19 protein-coding genes are annotated in these 23,496 nt (G+C 69.9%); 7 read left to right on the forward strand and 12 right to left on the reverse strand.

Annotated features, from left to right (window positions below):
* From ACFXK0_RS28415 to ACFXK0_RS28455, 9 genes are all read right to left on the reverse strand, one after another.
* A partial coding sequence (locus tag ACFXK0_RS28415) for an AMP-binding protein (protein WP_379414140.1) occupies nt 1-797 on the reverse strand: 797 nt, incomplete at its 3' end.
* A 73-nt stretch (nt 798-870) separates the two neighbouring features.
* Nucleotides 871-2,505, reverse strand: coding sequence for a cation acetate symporter (locus tag ACFXK0_RS28420; protein WP_379414141.1), 1,635 nt, complete (start codon nt 2,503-2,505; stop codon nt 871-873).
* Nucleotides 2,502-2,858, reverse strand: coding sequence for a DUF485 domain-containing protein (locus tag ACFXK0_RS28425; protein WP_379414142.1), 357 nt, complete (start codon nt 2,856-2,858; stop codon nt 2,502-2,504). The genes ACFXK0_RS28420 and ACFXK0_RS28425 overlap by 4 nt, the downstream gene beginning before the upstream one ends.
* Before the next feature lie 140 nt (nt 2,859-2,998).
* Nucleotides 2,999-4,744 (reverse strand): cation acetate symporter, encoded by a 1,746-nt coding sequence (locus ACFXK0_RS28430; RefSeq protein ID WP_379414143.1) that lies wholly within the window; start codon nt 4,742-4,744, stop codon nt 2,999-3,001.
* Between the two features lie 167 nt (nt 4,745-4,911).
* Nucleotides 4,912-5,277 carry a hypothetical protein gene (locus tag ACFXK0_RS28435; RefSeq protein ID WP_379414144.1) on the reverse strand — a complete coding sequence of 122 codons (366 nt, stop codon included), beginning with the start codon at nt 5,275-5,277 and terminating at the stop codon, nt 4,912-4,914.
* An 88-nt stretch (nt 5,278-5,365) separates the two neighbouring features.
* A complete protein-coding gene (locus tag ACFXK0_RS28440) occupies nt 5,366-6,163 on the reverse strand; it encodes a LytR/AlgR family response regulator transcription factor (protein WP_379414145.1) in 798 nt (265 codons plus the stop codon).
* Between the two features lie 70 nt (nt 6,164-6,233).
* Complete coding sequence (locus ACFXK0_RS28445; protein WP_379414146.1) at nt 6,234-7,415, reverse strand: sensor histidine kinase; 1,182 nt, start codon at nt 7,413-7,415, stop codon at nt 6,234-6,236.
* A gap of 25 nt (nt 7,416-7,440) precedes the next feature.
* Complete coding sequence (locus tag ACFXK0_RS28450; protein WP_379414147.1) at nt 7,441-7,587, reverse strand: hypothetical protein; 147 nt, start codon at nt 7,585-7,587, stop codon at nt 7,441-7,443.
* On the reverse strand, nt 7,584-8,171 hold the full coding sequence (locus tag ACFXK0_RS28455) for an ADP-ribosyltransferase (protein WP_379414148.1): 588 nt from the start codon (nt 8,169-8,171) through the stop codon (nt 7,584-7,586). The genes ACFXK0_RS28450 and ACFXK0_RS28455 overlap by 4 nt, the downstream gene beginning before the upstream one ends.
* Before the next feature lie 187 nt (nt 8,172-8,358).
* Between ACFXK0_RS28455 and dnaE the strand changes: the two genes are divergently transcribed.
* From dnaE to ACFXK0_RS28480, 5 genes are all read left to right on the forward strand, one after another.
* A complete protein-coding gene (gene dnaE / locus ACFXK0_RS28460) occupies nt 8,359-11,922 on the forward strand; it encodes a DNA polymerase III subunit alpha (protein WP_379414149.1) in 3,564 nt (1,187 codons plus the stop codon).
* Between the two features lie 89 nt (nt 11,923-12,011).
* Nucleotides 12,012-12,773, forward strand: coding sequence for an alpha/beta fold hydrolase (locus tag ACFXK0_RS28465; protein ID WP_379414150.1), 762 nt, complete (start codon nt 12,012-12,014; stop codon nt 12,771-12,773).
* Between the two features lie 172 nt (nt 12,774-12,945).
* Complete coding sequence (locus ACFXK0_RS28470) at nt 12,946-14,979, forward strand: hypothetical protein (protein ID WP_379414151.1); 2,034 nt, start codon at nt 12,946-12,948, stop codon at nt 14,977-14,979.
* A gap of 54 nt (nt 14,980-15,033) precedes the next feature.
* Complete coding sequence (gene treZ, locus ACFXK0_RS28475) at nt 15,034-16,785, forward strand: malto-oligosyltrehalose trehalohydrolase (RefSeq protein ID WP_379414152.1); 1,752 nt, start codon at nt 15,034-15,036, stop codon at nt 16,783-16,785.
* A gap of 76 nt (nt 16,786-16,861) precedes the next feature.
* The gene (locus tag ACFXK0_RS28480; protein ID WP_379414153.1) at nt 16,862-18,115 is read left to right on the forward strand and encodes a serine hydrolase domain-containing protein; all 1,254 of its coding nucleotides are present in this window, start codon (nt 16,862-16,864) and stop codon (nt 18,113-18,115) included.
* Between the two features lie 3 nt (nt 18,116-18,118).
* Here ACFXK0_RS28480 and ilvA read toward each other — a convergent pair whose 3' ends face one another.
* Nucleotides 18,119-19,462: a threonine ammonia-lyase IlvA gene (ilvA, locus tag ACFXK0_RS28485; protein ID WP_379414164.1), complete on the reverse strand. Its 1,344-nt coding sequence runs from the start codon at nt 19,460-19,462 to the stop codon at nt 18,119-18,121.
* A gap of 40 nt (nt 19,463-19,502) precedes the next feature.
* The gene (locus tag ACFXK0_RS28490) at nt 19,503-19,937 is read right to left on the reverse strand and encodes a nitroreductase family deazaflavin-dependent oxidoreductase (RefSeq protein WP_379414154.1); all 435 of its coding nucleotides are present in this window, start codon (nt 19,935-19,937) and stop codon (nt 19,503-19,505) included.
* Between the two features lie 96 nt (nt 19,938-20,033).
* On the opposite strand from ACFXK0_RS28490, the gene ACFXK0_RS28495 reads away from it, so the two are divergent.
* The gene (locus tag ACFXK0_RS28495; protein WP_379414155.1) at nt 20,034-20,240 is read left to right on the forward strand and encodes a hypothetical protein; all 207 of its coding nucleotides are present in this window, start codon (nt 20,034-20,036) and stop codon (nt 20,238-20,240) included.
* A 14-nt stretch (nt 20,241-20,254) separates the two neighbouring features.
* On the opposite strand, the gene ACFXK0_RS28500 is transcribed toward ACFXK0_RS28495, so the two are convergent.
* Entirely contained in the window at nt 20,255-22,930 is a 2,676-nt protein-coding gene (locus ACFXK0_RS28500) for an AAA family ATPase (RefSeq protein ID WP_379414156.1), read from the reverse strand.
* Nucleotides 22,931-23,088: 158 nt separating this feature from the next.
* Here ACFXK0_RS28500 and ACFXK0_RS28505 point away from each other — a divergent pair, with 158 nt between their 5' ends.
* Nucleotides 23,089-23,445: a nuclear transport factor 2 family protein gene (locus tag ACFXK0_RS28505; RefSeq protein ID WP_379414157.1), complete on the forward strand. Its 357-nt coding sequence runs from the start codon at nt 23,089-23,091 to the stop codon at nt 23,443-23,445.
* Nucleotides 23,446-23,496: the final 51 nt, after the last annotated feature.

Raw genomic sequence — 23,496 nt, forward strand, 5'->3', positions numbered from 1 at the left:
GTGTGCAGGATGCCTTTGGGTTTTCCGGTGGTGCCGGAGGTGTAGAGGATGAAGAGGGGGTGTTCGGCGGGGAAGGGCTGGGCTTCGTGTTCAGGTGAAGCGACAGCGACGGTTTCGTCCCACCACAGGTCACGGACCTCGGTCCACGGCACCTCGAGACCGGTGCGGCGCACCACCAGGACGTGTTCGACACTCGTCGGATCGGTGCCGAGCGCTTCGTCGACGGCGTACTTGAGGGGAGCGGGCTTGCCGCGCCGCCACTGCCCGTCGGTGGTGATGATCAGGCGCGCTTCAGCGTCGTCCACGCGTTGCCGCAGCGCGCTCGGGGAGAATCCGGCGAACACCACCGAATGGGTGAGGCCGAGGCGCGCGCAGGCGAGCATCGACACGATCGCCTCGGGCACCATCGGCATGTAGATCGCCACCCGGTCACCGGCGACCAACCCGAGCGCGGTGAAAGTGTTCGCCGCACGGCACACTTCGTCGAGCAACTCGCGATAGGTGATCGCCCGCGAATCGCCCGGCTCGCCTTCCCAGTGGATGGCGACCTGGTCGCCGTGCCCGTCGATGACGTGGCGGTCGACGCAGTTGTAGGCCACATTGAGCTCGCCGTCGGCGAACCAGCGCGCGACGGGGGCGTCGGTCCAGTCCAGGACCTGGGTGAAGGGCTTGTGCCAGTGCAGCCGGTTCGCCTGCTCGGCCCAGAAGCCGTCGCGGTCGGTCTCACCCCGCTCGTAGAGCGCGGCATCGGCATTCGCCTGGGCGGCGAACTCCGCGTCGGGGGCGTAGCTGGTCACAAGAATTCTCCTTCGACGAACGGGGGGATACGGCCCGTGCCGGTGGCGGACCACCGGCACGGGCAAGGGGGTACTAGTGCGAGATCGCCTTCTCCGCACCGACACCGGTGAGCGAACGGACCTCCATCTCCGCGGCCTTGACCGGATCTTCCGGCTTACCGCGGCCACCGACCAGGGTGCCGACCACGCCGAGCGCGAACGCCAGCGGAATGGACACGATGCCGGGGTTCGACAGCGGGAACCAGTGGAAATCGACGCCCTTGATCATCGCGGTCTTGCTGCCCGACACCGCGGGCGAGAACACGATGAGCACGATGGTCGAGATCAGGCCGCCGTACATCGACCACAGCGCGCCGGTGGTGTTGAACCGCTTCCAGAACAGCGAGTACAGGATCGTCGGCAGGTTCGCCGCCGCCGCCACCGCGAACGCCAGCGCCACCAGGAACGCGATGTTCTGGCCGTTGGCCAGGATGCCGAGGCCGATCGCGAGCACCCCGATCACCACGGCGGTGATCCGCGAGACCCGCACCTGCTTGGCCTCCTCGACCTTGCCCTTCTTGATCACGCTGGCGTAGATGTCGTGGGCGAACGAGGCCGACGCGGTGATCGTCAGACCCGCCACCACCGCCAGGATCGTCGCGAACGCGACCGCGGAGATCACCCCGAGCAGGATCACGCCACCGAGCTCGAAGGCCAGCAGCGGCGCCGCCGAGTTCTGGCCACCGGCCGCGGCGAGGATCTTGTCCGGGCCGACGATGGCCGCCGCGCCGTACCCGAGCACCAGGGTGAACAGGTAGAACGCGCCGATCAAGCTGATCGCCCAGACCACCGAGCGCCGAGCCTCTTTCGCGGTCGGGACGGTGTAGAAGCGCATCAGCACGTGCGGCAGACCCGCGGTGCCCAGCACAAGCGCCAGACCCAGCGACAGGAAGTTCAGCTTGGAGGTGTCGCTGCCGCCGTACTGGGCGCCCGGCGCGAGCACGTCGCGGGCGGCGACCGCCTTGTTCGCCGACTCGCTCACCGATTCCTGTGCGGCGCCGAGGATGTCGGAGAAGTTGAAACCGAACTTGGCCAGCACCATCACCGTCATCAGCGCGGCGCCGGCGATGAGCAGCACCGCCTTGATGATCTGCACCCAGGTGGTGCCCTTCATGCCACCGATCAGGACGTAGACGATCATCAGCACGCCGACGATCGCGATCACCACCGACTGCCCGGTGCGCGAGGAGACGTCGAGCAGCAGCGCCACCAGACCGCCCGCGCCCGCCATCTGCGCCAGCAGATAGAACAGCGACACGGTGAGCGTGGTCAGCGCGGCCGCGGTGCGGACCGGGCCCTCCTTCAACCGGAAGCTGAGCACGTCGGCCATGGTGAATTTGCCGGTGTTGCGCAGCATCTCGGCCACCAGCAGCAGCGCGACCAGCCAGGCCACGAGGAAGCCGATCGAATACAGGAAGCCGTCGTAGCCGTAGACGGCGATCGCGCCCGCGATACCGAGGAAACTCGCCGCCGACAGGTAGTCACCGGCGATCGCGATGCCGTTCTGCGGGCCGGAGAAGCCACGACCGCCGGTGAAATAGTCGGCGGCACTGGCGTTGTTGCGGCTGGCCCGGATCACCACGACCATGGTGATCGCGACGAACAGCGCGAAGATGGCGATATTGGCGACGGGACTGCCCACCGTCGTATCCGCGGCGAGGATGTTCACGCGCGGGCTCCCTCGAGAGATTCGCGGATGGCCGCGGCACGCGGGTCCAGCTCACGATTGGCGAACCGGACATAGAGCCCGGTGATGAGGAACGTGGAGACGAACTGCCCGAGGCCGAGCAGCAAACCCACATTGATGTTGCCGAAGACCTTCGTCGCCATGAAGTCGTGCGCGTACGCGCCGAGCACGACATAGCTCAGGTACCAGATCAGGAACAGTGCCGTCATCGGGAACACGAAGCGGCGCAGCCGGTTCCGTAGATCCTGGAACTGGGGGCTCGCTTGTACTTCGAGCCATTCGTCGGCACTCGGTGTGCGCCGGTCGGGCGCTTCTTCGGTGTCGGTTTCGGTCATGGGCGGTGGTCCTAGCGTGAGGGGGGTCGTGCGTGAAATGACGGTAGGACGCCGACCACAGCGCCGTCTCGATGTGGCGTGGGTCACTCGGTGAAGGTGGGCGCTGGTGCGGTGAACGGTCGCTGTGGCGCGACGAACGGTCAGCGGCGCGGGCCGGTGCGCGGTTCCCGGTCGGCGCTCACACCCAGCCGCTCCGGGGCGTGCATGCGGACGAAAACGTCGGCGACGGTGCGCGGATCCTGCCGCTTGGTCGCCAGGCTCACCAGCACGGTCACCGCGAACGCCAACGGTACGCTCACCGCGCCCGGGTAGTCGACGACCGCGGCCGCCCAGCCGTCGGCCAGCGTGGGGGAGACCCCGCCCAGGACCGCGAGCACGGTCGCCCCGCCGGCCGTGACGCCACCGACGAACATCCCGCACGCCGTGCCCGCCGCGGTCAGCCCACGCCACCAGATGCCGAGCACCAGCAGCGGACACAGCGTGGAGGCAGCCACCGAGAAAGCCAGCGCGACCGTGCGGGACAGGTCGAGGGAGGCGACGGTGAGCGCCAGCGTCAGCGGGACCAGCCCGGCGACCAGCGCGGCCGCGCGGAAGTCGCGGATCCGCCCGCGCAGCACATCGGTGCCGAGCACCCCGGCCAAGCTCACCAGCAGCCCCGACGAGGTCGACAGGAAGGCCGCGATCGCCCCGGCGGCGGCCAGCGCGGCCACCAGCTGCCCGCCGAGCCCGCCGAGCACCGCGCCCGGCAGCAGCACCACGGCGGCGTCGGAAGCGCCGGTGATCAGCAGCTGTGGCACGTACAGCCGCGCGAACACCCCCAGCAGGATCGGGAACAGGTAGAACACGCCGACCAGCCCGATCACCGCCAGCGCCGTCCGCCGCGCCGACGGCCCGTCCCGATTGGTGTAGAAACGCACCAGGACATGTGGCAGACCCATGGTGCCGAGGAAGGTCGCCACGATCAGCGAGAACACCTGGTACTGCGGATGTTCGCCGCCGAAACCGCCGCCCGCCGCCACCCAGCTCGCCCCGTCGGCGGGCGCGCGGGCGACCACCGGTACCGCCGCGCCCGCGTCCAGGATCAGCTCGGTGCCCGCGGCGAGGGTGTGGTCGCCGGGGGTGAGCACGACGGGCCCGTCGGCGGTGCGGCCGTCCACCGTGCCGGTGATGGTGACCTGCTGCGCGATGTCGAGGTGCACCACGACATCGGTGGAGATGTCGACGGTGGTGCGCGCGTCCACCATCGGCGGGGCCGGGGTGCCGACCGGCGGTTCGTCGGCGAGGAAATGCAGCCCGAGCACCAGTGCGGGGACGGCCACCGCGGTCAGTTTCAGCCAGTACTGGAACGCCTGCACCAACGTCACCGAGCGCATCCCGCCGCCGATCACGTTCACCAGCACGATCACCCCGACCGCCACCGCGCCCACCCACGCGGGCACCCCGAGCAGGATGTGCAGCGTCAGTCCCGCACCCTGGAACTGCGGGATCAGATACACCGCGCAGACCACGACCACCAGCCCGGCGGCCATGCGCCGCAACCGGATCGAGCCCAGCCGGAATTCGGCGAAGTCCGGCACGGTGTAGGCGCCGGACCGGCGCAGGGGAGCGGCGACGAACATCAGCAGACTCAGATATCCGGCGGTGAACCCCACCGGGTACCAGAGCGCGTCGGCACCGTATTTGGCGATCAGCCCGGCGACGCCGAGAAAGGACGCGGCGGACAGGTATTCACCGGAGATCGCTGCGGCATTCCACCGCGACCCGACCGTGCGCGACGCGACCAGGAAATCGGAGGTGGTGCGCGACAGGCGAACTCCGTAGACGCCGATGGCGATGGTGGCCAGCGCGGCGAGCAGGACGGCGGCGACCGTGAGCGCGGGGGTCATCGCGCTGCTCGCCGATTCGGATGGGCCGCCCGGTAGGCGCGGATCAGGCTATCGGTGCTCGCCGGCGGACTGGCCGGCATGCAGGAGTTGGCCGGTGGCGGACCGGCTGGCACGCAGGCCGTGGTGCGCGGGCGTCGGTGGCACCCGGGGTGGCGGAGGCGCACGGCTCAGTCTCCGGCCAGCTCGAGGAAGTCGTCCTCGTTGCGTTGTGCCAGACGCACATACAGGCGGCCCACCGCGTACAACGCCGGGAAAGCGAGCACGCCCAGCACGATCCAGGGCAGCCGGATGCCGAAAACGGTCGTCGTGGCGATCGCGTCGATCCCGAACAGCACCGGTAGCGAGCCGAACACCGCGACCACCACCACACTCAGGCGCAGCGCCAATCCCAATTGCGCCCGGATCAGCCCGCCGATCAGCGCCGCCCCGAGATCGGTCTGCTCCACCACTTCGGTCCGCGTCCTGACCTGCCGCGCCCCCCGCCGCTGCGCCAGCACGACCCGTTCCCGCGCCGGCCGCTGCGGACCCGTCACCGCGGAGCCCGATACCGTCGAGCGGGCGCCGAACGCTGCCCGAGCGCACGCACCTGTCGTATGCCCCGGCGCGCCGGGCGATTGCCCGTCACCGTTGCGACCAATTCTGCCGCGGGCCGTGCACCAGCCGCTGTTTGAGTTCGCGCACCTGCCGCCTGCTCACCGGCAACTCCACCGCACCGGCCGCACCCTCGGCCCGCAGACACACCACTGTGCCCGTCCCGGCGCTGCGCAACCCGGTGACCAGCCGCAACGCCACCAGATACGACCGGTGCACCCGCAGGAATCCGGCGTCCTCCCAGCGCGATTCGAGGGCCGAGAGCGGAATCCGCACCAGATGCGACCCGGTCCCGGTGTGCAGCCGCGCGTAGTCCCCGTCGGCCTCGACCCAGGCCACATCGGCCCGGTTCACCAGCGTCGTCACCCCGCCGAGCTCCACCGGGATCACCTCGCTCGGATGCGCCGGTTCCGCCACCGCCACCGCGGGCGCCGCCGCCCGGGCCGCCATGATCCGCCGCACCGCCTCGGCCAGCCGCTCGGTCCGCAGGGGCTTGAGCAGATAGTCCACCGCCCCCAGATCGAACGCCGCCACCGCGTGATCATCGTGCGCGGTCACGAACACCACCGCGGGCGGCTCCGCGAACTCCGACAGAATCCCCGCCAGCTCCATCCCCGTCAGCCCCGGCATATCGATATCGAGAAACACCGCGTCGATCGGATGCGCCCGCAACAACCGCAACGCCGCCGTCGCCTCCCCGGCCCGATGGATCTGCCCGACCCCGCCCTGCGCGCTGAGCAGATACACCAATTCGTCGAGCGCGGGTTTCTCGTCATCGACGGCGAGCACCCGCAGCGCGGTCGAGGGTTCATTGGTGTTCCAGGTCACAACCTGTCCATCGTAACCGCGCGCGCCGCGCACGACGCTGCGAACCCCGTCCGGTGGCTCGACCGGCCAGTCAGGCGCGGATGCCGGGGCGGAACTTCGGCACGCGCATGCTGACTTTCGTGCCCGCGCCGGGGGCGGTTTCCACGACGAGGCCGTAGTCGTTGCCGAAGGCGGCGCGCAGGCGGTCGTCGACATTGGCCAGGCCCACGTGGGCGGCCTCGCCGGTGCGGGCGGGGCCGGTATCGGTGTCGACAGCGTCGAGGGCCCCGGAGCGCAGCAGGTCGGGGTCCATGCCGATGCCGTCGTCCTCGACGCTGATCAGGCAGTCGGTGCCCGCGTCGATGGCGACGATGCCGATCTGACCGCCGCGCCCGCCACCGGCCAGGCCGTGGCGGACCGCGTTCTCGACGAGGGGTTGCAGGGCGAGGAAGGGCAGCACGACGCCGAGGACTTCGGGGGCGATGCGCAGGCGCACGTCCAGCGCGTCACCGAAGCGGGCCTGTTCGAGGGCGAGATAGCGTTCGATATTGCGCAATTCGTCGGCCAGTACGGTGAATTCGCCTGCGGCACGGAAGGAGTACCGGGTGAAGTCGGCGAATTCGAGGATCAGTTCACGGGCCCGATCCGGATCGGTGCGCACGAACGAGGCGATCGTATTGAGCGCGTTGTAGATGAAATGCGGGCTGATCTGCGCGCGCAGCGCCCGCAATTCGGCCCGGTCCACCCGGGCCCGCGAGGCATCCAGCTCCGCCAGTTCCAGTTGCCCGCAGGCATAGCGCGCCACCTCACCGGCCGCCCCGAGCATGCCCGGCCCGGGCTTGCCCGCTGTCACCATCCCGAGCGCCCCCACCGCCGCACCCGTGACGATCAGCAATGGCTGGGCGATCAAGCAGTGCTCGTCACCGGTGATCAGCACCGCCCGCTCGTCCGCGATCGCCCGCCGCGCCGCGTCCTCGAACACCTCGAGCATCGCCGTCGCAGGCCCGTCCCAGGCCAGCACCCGCGCCTCCGCATCCGCCACCCCCAACGCCTCGGCCCCCGCCAGCGCTCGCAGATGCGGCGCCGCCGCCTCCGCCGACCCTTCGGTCAACCCCCGCCGCAGTGGCACCGCCGCCAGCGACGCGGTATGCAACGCCTGATGCACCGCCCGCTGCGCCGGCGTGGTCACCACCCGCTGAGTCCGCCGCCAGATCACCAGCGCGATCACCAGCACAGCGACCAACCCGGCGCCGACCAGTACGACGGTGGTCATGGCGACAGCCGATCATCTGCTCGAATCAGGCCGACTTCTTCGATCGTTCGGTCTGCGGCAGCGCGAGCTCGCGGCCGAGAATTTTCTCGGCCTGCTCACGCAGCTTCTCGGCTTGTTCCGGGCTCGGCGTCGCGCGGATAGGCCGCATCGTTTCATCGGTCAGTGCGCTCACTGCTCCTCCTGAACCACGATCGCCTCGATGCGCCACATACTACGCCGATCATCTATCGCGGTATTCACGACGAGGAACATCCGCATGTCGATGACCAGGACTTCTTTCTCATCCTGGACTTCTGCCAGTTCGGCCAAGCGCAACGCCGGCGTTCCCTCCGGGACGAGTAGTTCGAGAATCACCGGCTGAACATGTCGTCTCGACTTCGGTGGAAACTCGCTGCCGCTGGTCGACAGAAAACCGAGCTCGGTGAAATAGTCGCCGATGACCGCTGCCAGCGACGCATGGTCGTCGGTGTCGATGCCGAGCACCGACGCATCGACTTCCCGGGTGACCCGCACGGTTTGCGGCAACGGGTAGCGCTGAAGGCCCGATCGAATACTGGCGATGTGGTGTGCGAGCCCGGCTGTCATCGGAGTAAGGCCACGCAGGGCAGAGATGATCCGTTCGTAGCCGTTGAGTGCGTACGATTCGATCGCCTCGCGTTCGGCCGCCGTCAACCGGTTGGTCGTTTGACCAGCTAGGACGCGTTCCGCGAACAGGAACCCGTCGAACTGGCTCGTGCCACCCCCTCGATCGTTCATCGTGGCGAACATACGTGAGATAGACGACGTTCTTGATTCGGTGCGGTGCGTTGTGCCCGAGACTTGCCGGTGATGTTCGACACGACACGCTGGAGCACGGCGAGGCGAGCGGTGGGGCCGACGCGTGGCTGGCGGAACCTGTCGTACCCCCGTGCCTAGAATGCTGGGGCCAACCCCCGTCGACACCATGGGAGGAAGGACCGTCTTGGCTCCGTCCGGATCGTTCGTTCACCTGCACAACCACACCGAGTACTCCATGCTCGATGGTGCGGCGAAGATTTCGCCGCTGTTCGCGGAGGCGGAGCGGTTGGGGATGACCGCTGTCGGCATGACCGACCACGGCAACATGTACGGAGCCAGCGAGTTCTACAACAGCGCGAAGAAGGCCGGGATCAAGCCGATCATCGGTATCGAGGCCTATATCGCGCCGGAGTCGCGGTTCAACACCAAACGTGTGCAGTGGGGTGATCCCGGTCAGAAGAGCGATGACGTCTCCGGTTCCGGTGCCTACACGCATATGACGATGGTCGCCGAGAACGCGACGGGTCTGCGGAACCTGTTCAAGCTGTCGAGTCTGGCCTCGATCGAGGGTCAGCTGGGCAAGTGGGCGCGCATGGACGAAGAGATCATCGCCCAGCACGCCGAGGGCATCATCGCCACGACCGGCTGCCCGTCCGGTGAGGTGCAGACCCGACTGCGCCTCGGTCACGAACGCGAGGCCCTGGAAGCCGCGGCGAAGTGGCAGGAGATCTTCGGTAAGGAGAACTTCTTCCTGGAGGTGATGGACCACGGGCTGTCCATCGAGCGCCGGGTCCGTGAGGGTCTGATCAATGTCAGCCGCCAGCTCGAGATCCCGCCGATCGCGACCAACGACTGTCATTACGTCACCAAGGACCAGTCGACCAATCACGAAGCGCTGCTGTGCATCCAGACCGGTAAGACGCTGTCGGACCCGACCCGTTTCAAGTTCGACGGTGACGGCTACTACCTGAAGTCGGCGGCGGAGATGCGTGCCATCTGGGACGCCGAAGTCCCCGGCGCCTGCGACAACACCGAGCGAATCGGTGAACGCGTGCAGTCCTACGACGATGTGTGGGAACACCGTGACCGGATGCCGATCTTCCCGGTGCCCGAGGGCCACACCCAGGCCAGCTGGCTGCGCAAGGAAGTCCTCGACGGTCTGGACCGCCGCTTCCCCGACGGCCCGCCGCAGGACTATCTGGCCCGTGCCGATTACGAGCTCGGTGTCATCTGCGAGATGGGTTTCCCCGCCTACTTCCTCGTCGTCGGTGACCTGATCCGCCATGCCCTCGATGTCGGTATCCGGGTCGGTCCGGGCCGTGGTTCGGCCGCGGGTTCGCTGGTCGCCTACGCGATGGGTATCACCAATATCGACCCCATCCCGCACGGGTTGCTGTTCGAACGGTTCCTCAACCCCGAGCGTGTGTCGATGCCCGATATCGATATCGACTTCGACGATCGCCGCCGCGGTGAGATGGTCCGCTACGCCACCGAGAAGTGGGGCAGCGACCGCGTCGCGCAGGTGATCACCTTCGGCACCATCAAGACCAAGGCCGCGATCAAGGACTCCGCGCGGGTGCTGTTCGGTCAGCCCGGTTTCGCCATCGCCGACCAGATCTCCAAGGCCCTGCCGCCGCCGATCATGGCCAAGGACATCTCGGTGTCGGGCATCACCGATCCGGAGCACGAGCGGTACAAGGAAGCCGCCGAGGTCCGCGAACTGATCGGTTCCAATCCCGATATCGCCAAGATCTACGAGACCGCCAAAGGTCTGGAAGGGCTGATCCGTAACGCGGGTGTGCACGCGTGTGCGGTGATCATGTCCTCGGAGCCGTTGACCGACGCGATCCCGGTGTGGAAACGCGCGCAGGACGGCGCGATCATCACCGGCTGGGATTATCCGTCGTGTGAGGCCATCGGCCTGTTGAAGATGGACTTCCTGGGTCTGCGCAACCTCACCGTCATCGGTGACGCCCTGGAGAACATCAAAGCCAACCGCGGCATCGACCTGGACATGGATCACCTGCCGCTCAACGATCCAGCCACCTACGAACTGCTCGCCCGCGGCGACACCCTCGGCGTGTTCCAGCTCGACGGCAGCGCCATGCGCGACCTGCTGCGCCGCATGCAGCCCACCGGCTTCGAGGACATCGTCGCCGTGCTCGCGCTCTACCGCCCCGGCCCGATGGGCATGAACGCCCACAACGACTACGCCGACCGCAAGAACGGCCGCCAAGAAGTCAAGCCGATCCACCCCGAGCTCGAAGAGCCACTGAAAGAGATCCTCGCCGACACCTTCGGCCTGATCGTCTATCAGGAACAGATCATGCAGATCGCGCAGAAGGTCGCCGGGTACTCCCTCGGCCAGGCCGACATCCTGCGCCGCGCCATGGGTAAGAAGAAGCTCTCGGTGCTGGAAGAGGCCTACGCCGGCTTCCGCGAGGGCATGCTCGCCAACGACTTCTCCGAACCGGCCATCAAGGCACTGTGGGACACCATCCTCCCGTTCGCCGGCTACGCATTCAACAAATCGCACGCCGCCGGCTACGGCCTGGTGTCCTTCTGGACCGCCTACCTCAAGGCCAACTATCCCGCCGAGTACATGGCCGGTCTGCTCACCTCCGTCGGTGACGACAAGGACAAGGCCGCCATCTACCTGTCGGACTGCCGCAAAATGGGCATCACGGTGCTGCCACCGGATGTCAACGAGTCCGAACAGAACTTCGCCTCGGTCGGCAAGGACATCCGCTTCGGCCTGGGCGCGGTCCGCAATGTCGGCGCCAATGTGGTGTCCTCGATCATCGCCGCCCGCAAGGAGAAGTCGAAGTTCACCGACTTCTCCGACTACCTGAACAAGATCGACGCCATCGCCTGCTCCAAGAAGGTCACCGAATCGCTCATCAAGGCAGGCGGTTTCGACTCCCTCGGACATCCGCGCAAGGGCCTGCTGCTGATCCATTCCGATGCGATCGACGCGGTGATGTCGACCAAGAAGGCCGAGGCGATCGGCCAGTTCGACCTGTTCGGCGGCTTGGACGACGGCGACGACTCCGTCGCCTCGGTCTTCAATGTGCGCGTGCCCGAGGACGAATGGGAGACCAAGCACAAGCTCGCCCTCGAACGCGAGATGCTCGGCCTCTACGTCTCCGGGCATCCGCTCAACGGTGTCGAGCACGTGCTGGCCGCCCAGGTCGACACGCCCATCCCGGCCATCCTGGAAGGCGATGTCAAGGACGGCGCGCAGGTCACCATCGGCGGCATCCTCGCCTCGGTGAACCGGCGCATCAACAAGAACGGCCTGGCCTGGGCCTCGGCCCAGCTCGAAGACCTCACCGGTGGCGTGGAAGTGCTGTTCTTCCCGCAGTCGTATTCGGTCTACGGCATGGACGTGGTCGAGGACGCGGTAGTCCTGGTCAAAGCCCGCGTCTCCGTCCGCGACGACCGCATCTCCCTGATCGCCAACGACCTGGTCGTCCCCGACCTCTCCGCCATCGGCGTCGCCAAACCGGTCGCGGTCGTCATGACCACCCGCATGTGCACCCCCGACAAGATCGGCGAACTCAAAAAGGTCCTCTCCCGCCACCCCGGCACCTCCGACGTCCACGTCCGCCACGTAGGCGCCCGCGAGAAAACCACCCTCCTGAAGTTGGACGACGCCTGGCGAGTCTCTCCGTCGTCAGCACTGATGGGCGACCTCAAAGCCCTCCTGGGCCCCGGCTGCCTCGGCTGACCCCGCCGCGCCTGCTCGACCGCACCCTGCCCGGCGCGGTCGAGCAGTTCGTCGCCTGGTCCACCGGACCCGCCGAGCGCACACTGCTGGTGATCCACGGCGGCCCCGACTGGGACCACACTTACCTGCGTCGCCCGCTGGTCCGCCTGGCCGGTCGCCATCGGCTGCTGTTCCCCGACTTGCGCGGCTGCGGCCGCTCGGTCCGTGCACTGCCACCGTCCGCCTTCGACCCCGATGCCGTCGTCGGTGACCTGCTCACGGTCCTCGACGCCTTCGACACCGACCGCGCCGACGTGCTCGGGTTCTCCTTCGGCGGCCTGCTCGCCCAGCGCCTCGCCGTGACGGCACCCGACCGGATCGGCAGGCTGATCATCGCATCGAGCAGTGTGCTGCCCGTGCCGCCGGACGCCTACGCCGATACACCGCGCCTGCGGGAGCTGCGGGCGCCGGAAAACGCTGTGTGGTCGGATCTTTCGCGCACCGGTCCAGCCCGCACCGCAGCCGCCGCCCGAGCGGGCGCGCGGGCGAACCTCGCCCGGCCGTCCGCCGTGCGGAATCTGCGCCGTCGCCTCGACCGGATCCACTTCTCCGGGGACTGGGCGAGCGCTCGCGACGCGGGCGCCCTGCGTTCCCCGCGCCTCACCCACCCGATCGAACAGCTGTCCGCCACCGGCATCCCGCTGCTGCTCCTGCACGGCCGCCACGATCTGACCTTCCCGGCCGCGCTCGCCGTCGACACGGCAGCGCGGATTCCGGGGGCACGAGCAGTCGTCCTCGATCACGCGGCGCACATGGCTCACATCGATCAGCCACGCCGTTGGCTGCGGGCGGTGTCCGGCTTTCTCGGGTGATCGGATCGGCGCCGGACGATTACGTCCCGGGGCGGGCGTCGACAAGACCGTCACCCGCCGGCAATCTCGCCCAGCGACACGCCACAGATGTCACCGAGCACAGCCCTGGTCCCGGCGCGCTGGGACCGATGGTGATGGTCGCCTGGCGCACAGCGGTCTAGCCTCGAGAGGCGTGACGTCCGCGCCGCTGCTCGACTCGCCACCCTGTCCGGAGGACTCGCCGCGCTCGTCGCGGACCAGCCCGACCGGCCGGACGGTTCTGATCGTCGCGGTGACCGCGGTCCTCGCGCAGCTGGTATTGCGCGGATGGGTGGGGGCTTCGGGCTTCTTCTACTGGGACGACTACCTGCTGATCGGCCGGGCGGGCAGCCATTCACTCTGGTCGCCCGAACTGCTGTTCACCAGCCACGACGGGCACGTCATGCCGCTGGCGCTGGCCCTGACCTGGCTGGTCACCACCGTGGCTCCACTGGACTGGACGGCGGCCGTTGCCGTGCTGCTCGCACTCCAGGTGCTCGCCTCGCTGGCGGTCCTGCGGTTGCTCGTGGTGCTGCTCGGTCCGCGAGTGCGACTGCTCGGCCCACTGCTGTTCTTCCTGTTCGTCCCGCTCACCCTGCCCGCCTTCGCCTGGTGGGCGGCCGCGGTGAACGCGCTGCCCCTCCAGATCGCCCTGGCCTGGGTGAGCGCCGACGCTGTGCTGCTGGTGCGTACCGGGCGCCGCCGGTACGCGGGGTCGGGGGCGGCGGTGTTCGCGCTGGCGCTGCTGTCGTTCGAGAAATCGGTGGTGGTGCTGCCGGTCGCGTTCGCGGTGGCGGTGCTGGCAGCGCACGTATCGGGGGAGTCCGTGCGGGAGGCCGCGCGCCGCGGCGCCGCGCTGTGGACCGCCGCGGGAGCTGTCCTGCTGGCCTGGGCGGCCTGCTTCCTGCTGGTGATCCAGCGCCCGCGCGGCCTGTCCGCGCCGGAGAATCCGGGAATCCTGGTGCGCCGCGCCCTGTCGGACGGCCTGGTGCCCGGACTGTTCGGCGGGCCGTGGCGCTGGGAACGCTGGCAGCCCGCGACCCCGTGGGCCGACCCGCCGGTGCTCGCGGTCGTCGTCTCCTGGATCGCCCTGATCCTGTTCGCCGCATGGACGATCCGCACCCGTCGCCGCGTGGCGCCGGTCTGGCTCGGCACCGTTGCCTATGCCGTCGTCACCATCGCCCCGGTGGTCCTGCTCCGCGACGGCCCCGGCACCGCGGGCCTGCTGCTCCAATCCCTGCGCTACTTCGCCGACTTCGCGGTCGTCGCCACCATCGCCCTCGCGCTGATCGCCCTCGCACCGTTCGGTCCGGCTGGTGCGCCGACTGGCCGGGGTGCGCCGACCGGCCGCGGTGGAGTGCCCTGCCCCAATGCGCCGATTGGCTCCGGTGCGCCGATTGGATCGGGTGCGCCGGAGCCGATCCGGGACAGCGAGTCCGGCGGTCACAACGCCGGTCGCCAGGGCGCCGACGGTCAGGCTGTCCGGCGGGTTGCCGCACGAAGGGGTGACTCGCCCGTCCCCCATCACGGCATCCGCGCGTATGCCGGTGCGCACCAGCGCCGGATCCCCGCCGCGGTCACCGCACTGTTCGTCGTGAGCAGCGTGTTCTCGACGATCACCTTCACCCGCTCCTGGGAACCCAGCCCCGCCCGCACCTACGTCACCGGCGTGCGCGCCGCCCTCCCGGCCGTCGACGTGCCCCTGCTCCCGCAGGAGGTCCCCTGGAATGTCCTGAACCCCTTGGCCTTTCCCGAGAACATGACCGACCGCGTCTTCGCCCCGATCGCCGGCCCGGACACCTTCGCACTCTGGACCCCGGAACTCCGGATGATCACCGACACCGGCACGATCGTCGACGCGAACGTGTGGTGGAACCGTGCCATCGTCGCAGGCCCGGGGTGCGGCCATCGCGTCTCCGGCACCACCTCGACCCTGCTGCCGCTGGACGGACCCATGCAGATCCGCGACTGGACCGCCCAGCTGAACTACTTCGCCGAACGGGACGGCCGCATCGCCCTGTCCTTCGCCGGCGACACCGAGACCTTCGCCGAGGTGCGCAGCGGCCTCAACACCGTCTACGTCCGGCTGCTGGGCGGCGGGTCGGCACTGCGGATCCGGTCACTCGAGCCGGACCAGTCACTGTGTGTGGGCGCGGGCCCGGTCGGGGTGAGCGCCTACGCCTCGTGAACACCGGCGATCGTTGCCCGCGCGAGCCGCGTCGGCGCATGCGATGCTGAGCCGATGAGGCAGTTTCGGGTGTGGGCGCCGGAGGCGGGGGCGGTGCGGCTGCAACTGGACGGACAGCCGCGGCCGATGCGGCGCAACGGCGGCGGCTGGTGGTCGACCAGGGCCGAAGCAGGTCAGGGCGCCCGCTACGGGTTCCTGATCGACGACGATCCCACCGTCCTGCCCGACCCGCGTTCGGCCCGGCAACCCGACGGCGTGCACGCGCTCTCGGCGGTGCACGACCTCGACCCGGCCGGCTGGACCGATCAGGGCTGGACCGGCAGGCAACTGGCCGGCGCGGTGTTCTACGAACTGCACATCGGCACCTTCACCCCCGGCGGCACCTTCGATGCCGCGATCGAACGCCTGGACCACCTGGTCGCACTCGGTGTCACCACGGTCGAGCTCATGCCGGTCAACGCCTTCGACGGCACCCACAACTGGGGCTACGACGGCGTCCTCTGGTACGCGGTGCAGGAGAGCTACGGCGGACCCGACGGTTTGCAGCGTTTCGTCGATGCCTGCCACGCCCGCGGCCTGGCGGTCTGCCTCGACGTGGTCTACAACCACCTCGGCCCCTCCGGCAACTATCTGCCCCGCTTCGGCCCCTACCTCACCGACGGCCGCAACACCTGGGGGCAGAGCCTGAACCTGGACGGCCCCGGCTCGGACGCCGTGCGCCGCCACATCATCGACAACGCCCTGCGCTGGCTGCGCGAATTCCACCTCGACGCGCTGCGCCTCGACGCCGTACACGCCCTGGTCGACCGCACCGCCACCCACCTGCTCGAAGAACTGTCCATCGAAACCACCGCGCTGTCGGCGCAGGTGGGCCGCCCGCTCACCCTCATCGCCGAGAGCGACCTCAACGACCCCCGCCTGATCACCCCGCGCGCCGCGGGCGGATACGGCCTGGCCGGGCAGTGGAACGACGACCTGCACCACGCCGTACACACCGCCGTCTCCGGCGAACGCCAGGGCTACTACGCCGATTTCGGTTCCCTGGCCTGCCTGGCACAGACCCTCACCCACGGGTTCTTCCACGCCGCAACGTATTCCAGCTTCCGCGGCCGCACCCACGGCACCCCGATCCGGCGCGAGCTCGTCCCCGGCAGCGCCCTGCTCGGCTACACCTGCAACCACGACCAGATCGGCAACCGGGCCCGCGGCGACCGCCCCAGCGAATACCTCACCCCCGGCCAGCTGGCGGTGAAGGCGGCGCTGGTGCTGCTCGCGGCGAGCACCCCGATGCTGTTCATGGGCGAGGAATGGGGCGCGCGCACCCCGTTCCAGTTCTTCACCTCGCACACCGACCCGGCCGTCGCCGCGGCCACCGCCACCGGCCGCCGCGCGGAGTTCGCCGCACACGGGTGGGCCGCCGAGGAGGTGCCCGACCCGCAGGACCCGGCCACCTTCACCCGCTCCCGGCTGGACTGGACCGAGCTCGGCCGGGAACCGCACGCGCGATTGCTGGCCTGCTATCGCGCGCTGCTGGCCCTGCGCAAGGCCCGCCCGGAGTTCAGTGACCCCTGGCTGGAACGGGTCTGGGCCGATTACGACGAAGCCGACCGCTGGTTCGTGCTGCGTCGCGGGCGAATCTCGGTGGTGTGCAATCTCGCCGAGGACGACGCGGTGATCCCGGTGCACGGCCGGGTGCTGCTGGCCTGGGCGCCCGCGACGGAAAGCGGTGCGGGGACACTCGTCTCGGGCCACAGCTTCGCCGTACTGGAGGAGCGGGACGGCGCGGGCACCGTGGTCACCGAGTGATGACGGCCGGGCACGGCTCGGCCACGGTCGGAAACCGGTTATTGCCCGGTCGGGACATGATCCGTACGGTTGAACGATGAGCAACGACGCTTACGGGCAGGACAGTGCTGCCCTACCGGCCGGTGTCGGCGGTGACGCCCCGGCCGGATTCGGCCCACTGGTGCGCGCCTTCGCCACCGTGATCGGCCACCGCCGCGATGCGGGCGGCGCACTCGCGATCTACCGGCACGGCGAACCATTGGCCCAGCTGTGGGCGGGCAGCGCGGGGGACCAGCCCTGGACCGCCGACACCGGCGCGATCGTGTTCTCGGCGACCAAGGGCGTCACCGCCACCGTCATCCACCGGCTCGCCGACCGCGGCCTGCTCGACTACCGGGCGCCGATCGCCGAGTACTGGCCGCGTTTCGCCGCCAACGGCAAGGGCTCGATCACCGTCGCCGACGTGCTCACCCACCGCGCCGGGCTGTCCTCGCTGCCCGCGGTCGCCGCCACCGCCACCGAATCGCTCGATCACGAGCTGATGGAGGACCGGCTGGCCATGGCCGCCCCCGACCGCCTGCTCGGCGTGCCGACCTATCACGCGCTCACCTACGGCTGGCTGCTGGCGGGCCTGGCCAGGTCGATCACCGGCCGGAGCATGAGCGAACTCATCCGCGCCGAGGTCACCGATCCGCTCGGCATCGACGGCATCCATCTCGGCCGTCCCGCGCCGGGATCGTCGACCGAGTACGCCCGGCTGGCGGGCGCGCACCTGCGCTTCGCGGCCAACCCGGTCGCCGCCGGGGTCCTGGATCGGGTCGGGCAGTGGGTGCCCGGCCCGCTCGGCGCGGCAGCGCGCTGCCTGTTCGTGCCCGGCCTGGACGGCATCCTCGACGGCGACGACCCGCCGATCCTGAATACCGAGATGCCCGCGGGCAACGGCGTCTGCACGGCGTCGGGCCTGGCCAGGATGTACGCGGCGCTGGCCGACGGCGTCACCGTCGACGGCCGCCCGTATCTGAGCGCGCACACCCACCGCGCGATCCGGCGGGTGCAGACCTACCGCCTCGACCACGCCCTGTTCTATCTGCCGATGATGTGGCACCTGGGCTTCCACTCGTTCCCGGTCGTCGGCGCGCGCACCGGGTTCGGCCACATCGGGCTCGGTGGTTCCTTCGGCTGGGTCGACCCGGCCTCGGGCATCTCGGTCGGTTTCGTGCACAACCGCATGGACCAGGCCACGCTGGCCTACGACCAGATCGCCATGGCCTGGCTGTTGCCGCTGGTCATGGCCGGTGTGCGGGCGAGCACCCGGGACCGCGCGGCGGGGATCGACCGCGCGGCCGCGTAGGCGCTAGGTCAGGTAGCGGTAGGCGGGGGAACCCGGTTCCAGGCGTTCGGCCTGGATCGGGGACTCCTCGATGCGATGCAGCAGCGAAGCCAGATCGTCGGTCGCGCCGAGCTCGATACCCACCAGCGCGGACCCGGTCTCCCGGTTGTTGCGCTTGACGTACTCGAACATGGTGATGTCGTCGTCGGGACCGAGCACATCGTCGAGGAAACGGCGCAGCGCACCGGGCTCCTGGGGGAAGTCGACCAGGAAGTAGTGCTTGAGACCGCGGTGCACCAGCGAACGTTCGATGATCTCGCCGTAGCGCGAGACATCGTTGTTGCCGCCGGAGACCAGCACCACCACGGTGGTGTCCGGTTCGATGCGGATCTCGGACAGCGCCGCGGTGGCCAGCGCGCCCGCGGGCTCGGCGATGATGCCCTCGTTCTGGTACAGCTCGAGCATCGCGGTGCAGATGGCCCCCTCGTCGACCTGCATCATCCGGAACGAGGCGGTGCCGTTGGGCACGCCCGCGGCGGTGAGCAGCGGCAGCGAGGCGTGCGAGACCACGCGACCGCCGAAGGAGGCCGCGGCCCGATAGGGCAGCTCACCGATGCGGCGCACCGCCGCGCCGTCGACGAACGGGTCGATCTCGGGCAGCGTCACCGGCGCACCCGCCACCAGCGCGGCGGTCATCGAGGCCGCGCCCGAGGGCTCGACACCGAGCAGACCGGCCTGCGGCGCGCGTTCGCGCAGGTAGGTGCCGATGCCGGCCAGGCAGCCGCCGCCGCCGACCGGGACGATCACCAGATCGGGCGCGGTGCCCAGCTGCTCGAGGAACTCCGCGGCGATGGTGCCCTGACCGGCGGCGGTGCGCGGGTCGTCGAACGGCGGCACCATGGTCGCGCCGGTGCCTGCGACATCGTCGGCGGCGGCCGCGGCGGCCGCGTCGTAGGTCTCGCCGACCGCGATCAGCTCGACGAACTCGCCGCCGTGCACGCGGATCCGGTCACGCTTCTGTTTCGGGGTGGTGGTCGGTACGTAGATGCGCCCGCGCACACCCATCGCCTTACACGCGAAGGCCACGCCCTGCGCGTGGTTACCGGCGCTGGCCGCGACGACACCCGCCGCGCGCTCGGCGTCGGTGAGCTGGACCATCAGGTTGTAGGCGCCGCGCAGCTTGTAGGAGCGCACGGCGGTGAGGTCTTCGCGCTTGAGGTAGATCCGGGCACCGGTCTCGGCCGACAACCGCGGGCTGTACTGCAGCGGGGTCGGCTCGATGATCGCCGAAATTCGCTGGGCGGCGGCGTCGATCTCGTCCGCGGTCAGCGGCGGACGGGATACGGATACTTCGGCGACGTCAGCGATAGGGGACACCCGGGCAATGCTACCGAGGCGGGCTGGACGCTCAGCTGGGGGTGAGGACGAAGACCGGGATCTGGCGATCGGTCTTGGTCTGGTACTCGGCGTAGTCGGGCCAGGCCGCCACCGCCCGTTCCCACCACTGCGCCTTCTCCTCGCCGAAGACCTCGCGGGCGGTGTAGTCCTTGTTGACCGTGCCGTCGCGCAGCTCGACCTGGGGGTTGGCCTTGATGTTGTGGTACCAGACGGGGTTCTTGGGTGCGCCGCCCAGCGAGGCGACCACGGCGTATTCGCCGTCGTGCTCGACCCGCATCAGCGGTGTCTTGCGCAGTTTGCTGGTCTTGGCGCCCTTGGTGGTGAGCAGGATGACGGGCTTGCCCTGCATCGAGGTGCCGTCGGCTCCGCCGGAGTTCTCGTAGGTCTCGGCCTGTTGACGGGCCCAGTCCGAAGTGCTCGGTGCGTACTCTCCTGTCAGTGGCATGACCTGCACAACGATCGGCCGCCGTGTGATGTTCCCGACAACGCCCGCGGAGAAAGTTCGGTGGCCCGAAATCTTCTGTGCGTCTATCCTGTGTGCATGGCAGTGGTCACCCCATCATCGGCAGCGTCCGCGACCGTCGACATCGCGGGGAGCGCATGGCCGGTCTACAAGCTCGAAGCGCTGGTCGCCGGGTTCGTCGTTGGTGCGCTGCTGCTGTTGATTGTCGGCTCGCCGCAGGCCGCGGTGCTGCTCGCGGCCGCCGTCGCCGCCCTGCGCTGGACCGTCGGCGCCGTCCGCGCCTGAGCCCCACCACCAGCTCACTCCGTGAGGTCGAGCGCGCTCAGCTCCCCGCGCGCGAGCACCCCGAGTTTCGGATACGCCTTGTACAGGTGATGGCCGACCGTGCGGTGACTCAGGAACAGCCGCGCCGCGATCTCCCGATTCGACAACCCCTGTGCCGCCAGCCGCACGATCTGTGACTCCTGCGGTGTCAGCACGCTGAGCGGTCCCGCGTTCGCCGCTGCCCCGGCCCCGACGCCCAGCGCGTTCAGTTCGGTGCGGGCCCGTTCGCGCCACGGCCGGGCATCGAGCCGGTCGAACAGCGCGATGGCCTGCTCGAGCTGGGTGCGCGCGTCGAGCTTGCGCTTGTCCCGGCGCAGCCATTCGCCGTAGAGCAGCCGGGTGCGGCCCTCGTCGAACGGGCGGTTGGCGACGAGCGCGGCGCGGAAATGCTCCTCGGCGGCCGGACCCTCGGTCAGCAGGGCCCGCCCCCTGGCCGAGAGCGCCGTGATCCACGCCTGATCGGCCCGCTGGGCCCAGGCGTCGAGTTCGCCGAGCGCGGTGCCTGCCTCTGCGGTCGCGCCGAGCCGCACGGCCACCTCGATCCGATCGGTGAGCGCCCGCAGCCCGCTGACGTGGTGGCGGGCCGGTTCGACCGCCATGTGCGCCAGTTCCGCCCGTGCCTGTTCTAGGCTGCCCTGCCCGAGCGCGAGCAATCCCAGCGCGGCGTGCGCCCAGGACGCGCCGACGGCCCGCGTCCCGCCGAACTCCTCGGCCTGCGCGCGCTCGGCATACGCGTGACAAGACACTTCGTCGCCGTGCAGGGCGGCCAGATACGCCAGGAACGCGCTGAGCTGGCCGATCCAGTGCGCCTGCCCGAGATCCCCGGCGATCCGCAATCCTTCCTCGGCGTCGACCCGGCTCGTCCCGGGGCGCCCAGCGAACAGATGGGTCTCGGCCCGGAAGAACAGCAGCGGCGCGAGCACCCCGATCCGTCCCTGCTCCCGGCATTCGCCGATGAGCTCGTCGGCGAGTTCGCCGACCTGCTCGTCCTGCCCGACGACCAGCCCGCTGCCGCACAGCTGCACCAGATCCGCGGGGCCGTCCGCCCCATTGGCGCGGGCGAGCGTGGCGGCGGTGCGCAGGTCGACCGTGCGCCGTCCGGCCACCGCGGTGGTCAGATAGCGCACGATCGGGGTGATCGGATCGGCCTCGGTCAGCGGTAGCGTCTCGAGCACCTCGGCCACCTCGGTGAGCTCGGCCGGACCGAGATACCAGGCGGCGTGCACGGCCCTGGTGAGGATGCGGGCCGCGCCGCCCGGGTCGCTCGCCCGCGTGGCGACGGCCGCGGCGACGAGCCGCCGATGCGCGGAACCCGGTGTGCCCGCAGCGAAGTCGGCCTGCGCGCGAACCAGGTCCAGACGCAGTTCGACGCCGCGGTCGGTGGTCAGCGCCGCCGCGCGGTCGGCCAGCCCGGTCGCCTGTTCGGTGAGTCCGGCCTCGGTCGCGGTCTCGGCGGCCAGCAGGAGGCGGCGTGCGCGCGCGGTCTCGGTGACGCTGAGCGCGGCCGCGCGGTCGTAGGCGGCGACCGCGCCGTGGAATCCGTTGCGGCGCCTGGCCCGATCGGCGGTGTGCTCGAGCAGGGCCGCGGTCGGCTCGTCCGGCCCGGTCGCGGCACAGGCGAGATGCCAGGCCCGCAGATCGGCGGTGTCGGTGTCGTCGAGCGCGGCGGCCAGGGCCCGGTGGGCGGCCAGCCGCTGGGCGAGCGCGGATCCCTGATAGACCGCGGCGCGCAGCAGGGGATGACGCCAGGTGATGGTCCGCCCGTCGGTCTCGACCAGTCCGGCGTCCTGGGCGGGCTGTAGCTCGGGCAGCCCGGCGCCCAGCGTCGCCGCGGCGCGCAGGACCGGCGCCAGGTCAGGGGCACCCGCCGCCGCGGCGACCAGCAGCACGGTGCGCGAGGCGGCGGGCAGCCGGGCGACCCGCCCGTGGAACGCCAGCTGCAGGCGTTGCGTCAGCGGCAGCGGACGGGTCTGCTCGACCTCGCCGATGACCGACGGAAGTTCCAGCAGCGCAAGGGGATTGCCACCGGACTCGCTGAGCAGCCGATACCGGTTCGCCGGTGACAACCGGGCCGGGCCTGCATCGAGCAGCGCCGCCGCGGCCTCGGGACGCAGCCCGGGCACCACGAGCTCCGGCAGGCCGGGGGCGGGGAAATCTTCCGGACCGGTCCGGGTGGCGAAGACGATGACCACGCCCTCCGCGTCGAGCCTGCGCGCGGCGAACAACAGCGTCTCCGCGCTCGCCCGGTCCAGCCAGTGCGCATCGTCGATCAAGCACAGCAGCGGCCCGTCGGCGGCTTCCTCGGCGAGCAGCGTCAGCGTCGCGAGCCCGATCAGCATCCGGTCGGCGGGGGAGTCCGCGCCGAGGCCGAAGGCGGCCTCGAGCGCGGCGCGCTGGCGTGGCGGCAACGCGCGCACCAGTTCCATGCCGGGGCGCACCAGCAGATGCAGTGCCGCGAACGGCAGTTCGGCCTCGGACTCGATCCCCGCGCTGCGCACCGTCGGAAGACCTTGCGCCGCCGCGTAATCCAGCAGTGCCGACTTGCCGATCCCCGCCTCGCCCCGCACGACCAGCGCCCCGCTGCGTCCCTCGCGCGCCCCGGCGAGCAGATCGTCGATCCGGGCCCGTTCGGCTTCGCGTCCGTGCAGCATGCGCTCCACGCTAGCGCCGTCGCCGCGACCGTCAGTAGTGGTGCCGCGAAAGTACCTATAGGCGACTGATTCGCCGGGCCCCCACCGCGCCATAACGTAGGTGTCATCGCAGGAACAACCCGCGAAACACCAGATCGAAGCCTATTTCGGAGGTCGAGATGAACACCGTCGTCGCGCAGTACCTGGAGGCCTGGAACACCCGTGAGCCCGGCGCCCGCCGCTCCGCGGTCACCCGCCTGTTCACCCCGCAGGCCCGCTACACCGATCCGCTGGTCGCGGTCACCGGCCACGCCGAACTCGAGGCCGCCATCGCCGGCGTACAGACCCAGTTCCCGGACTGGACCTTCCGCCTGGCCGGCCCGGTCGACGCCCACCACGATCAGGTCCGCTTCACCTGGGCCCTCGGCCCCGCCGACGGCGAACCCGTGGTCATCGGCTTCGACGTCGCCGTCCTCGCCGACGGCCGCGTCGACAGCGTCTACGGCTTCCTCGACCAGGTCCCCGCCACCGCCTGACCCTCGAGCCTGACGACGACCGGCGCGGTGTGGACGGTGCTCCAGGCGATC

It is taken from the genome of Nocardia sp. NPDC059177, from assembly GCF_042755165.1.
In the GTDB taxonomy this organism is placed as follows: Bacteria; Actinomycetota; Actinomycetes; order Mycobacteriales; family Mycobacteriaceae; genus Nocardia.

Bases quoted from the DNA above. Each gene is read 5' to 3' on its own strand.
- ACFXK0_RS28425 (WP_379414142.1), bottom strand. From the start codon at position 2,858: ATGACCGAAACCGACACCGAAGAAGCGCCCGACCGGCGCACACCGAGT.
- ACFXK0_RS28430 (WP_379414143.1), bottom strand. From the start codon at position 4,744: ATGACCCCCGCGCTCACGGTCGCCGCCGTCCTGCTCGCCGCGCTGGCC.
- ACFXK0_RS28445 (WP_379414146.1), bottom strand. From the start codon at position 7,415: ATGACCACCGTCGTACTGGTCGGCGCCGGGTTGGTCGCTGTGCTGGTG.
- ACFXK0_RS28455 (WP_379414148.1), bottom strand. From the start codon at position 8,171: ATGAACGATCGAGGGGGTGGCACGAGCCAGTTCGACGGGTTCCTGTTC.
- dnaE (WP_379414149.1), top strand. From the start codon at position 8,359: ATGGGAGGAAGGACCGTCTTGGCTCCGTCCGGATCGTTCGTTCACCTG.
- treZ (WP_379414152.1), top strand. From the start codon at position 15,034: ATGAGGCAGTTTCGGGTGTGGGCGCCGGAGGCGGGGGCGGTGCGGCTG.
- ACFXK0_RS28480 (WP_379414153.1), top strand. From the start codon at position 16,862: ATGAGCAACGACGCTTACGGGCAGGACAGTGCTGCCCTACCGGCCGGT.
- ACFXK0_RS28490 (WP_379414154.1), bottom strand. From the start codon at position 19,937: ATGCCACTGACAGGAGAGTACGCACCGAGCACTTCGGACTGGGCCCGT.
- ACFXK0_RS28495 (WP_379414155.1), top strand. From the start codon at position 20,034: ATGGCAGTGGTCACCCCATCATCGGCAGCGTCCGCGACCGTCGACATC.
- ACFXK0_RS28500 (WP_379414156.1), bottom strand. From the start codon at position 22,930: ATGCTGCACGGACGCGAAGCCGAACGGGCCCGGATCGACGATCTGCTC.
- ACFXK0_RS28505 (WP_379414157.1), top strand. From the start codon at position 23,089: ATGAACACCGTCGTCGCGCAGTACCTGGAGGCCTGGAACACCCGTGAG.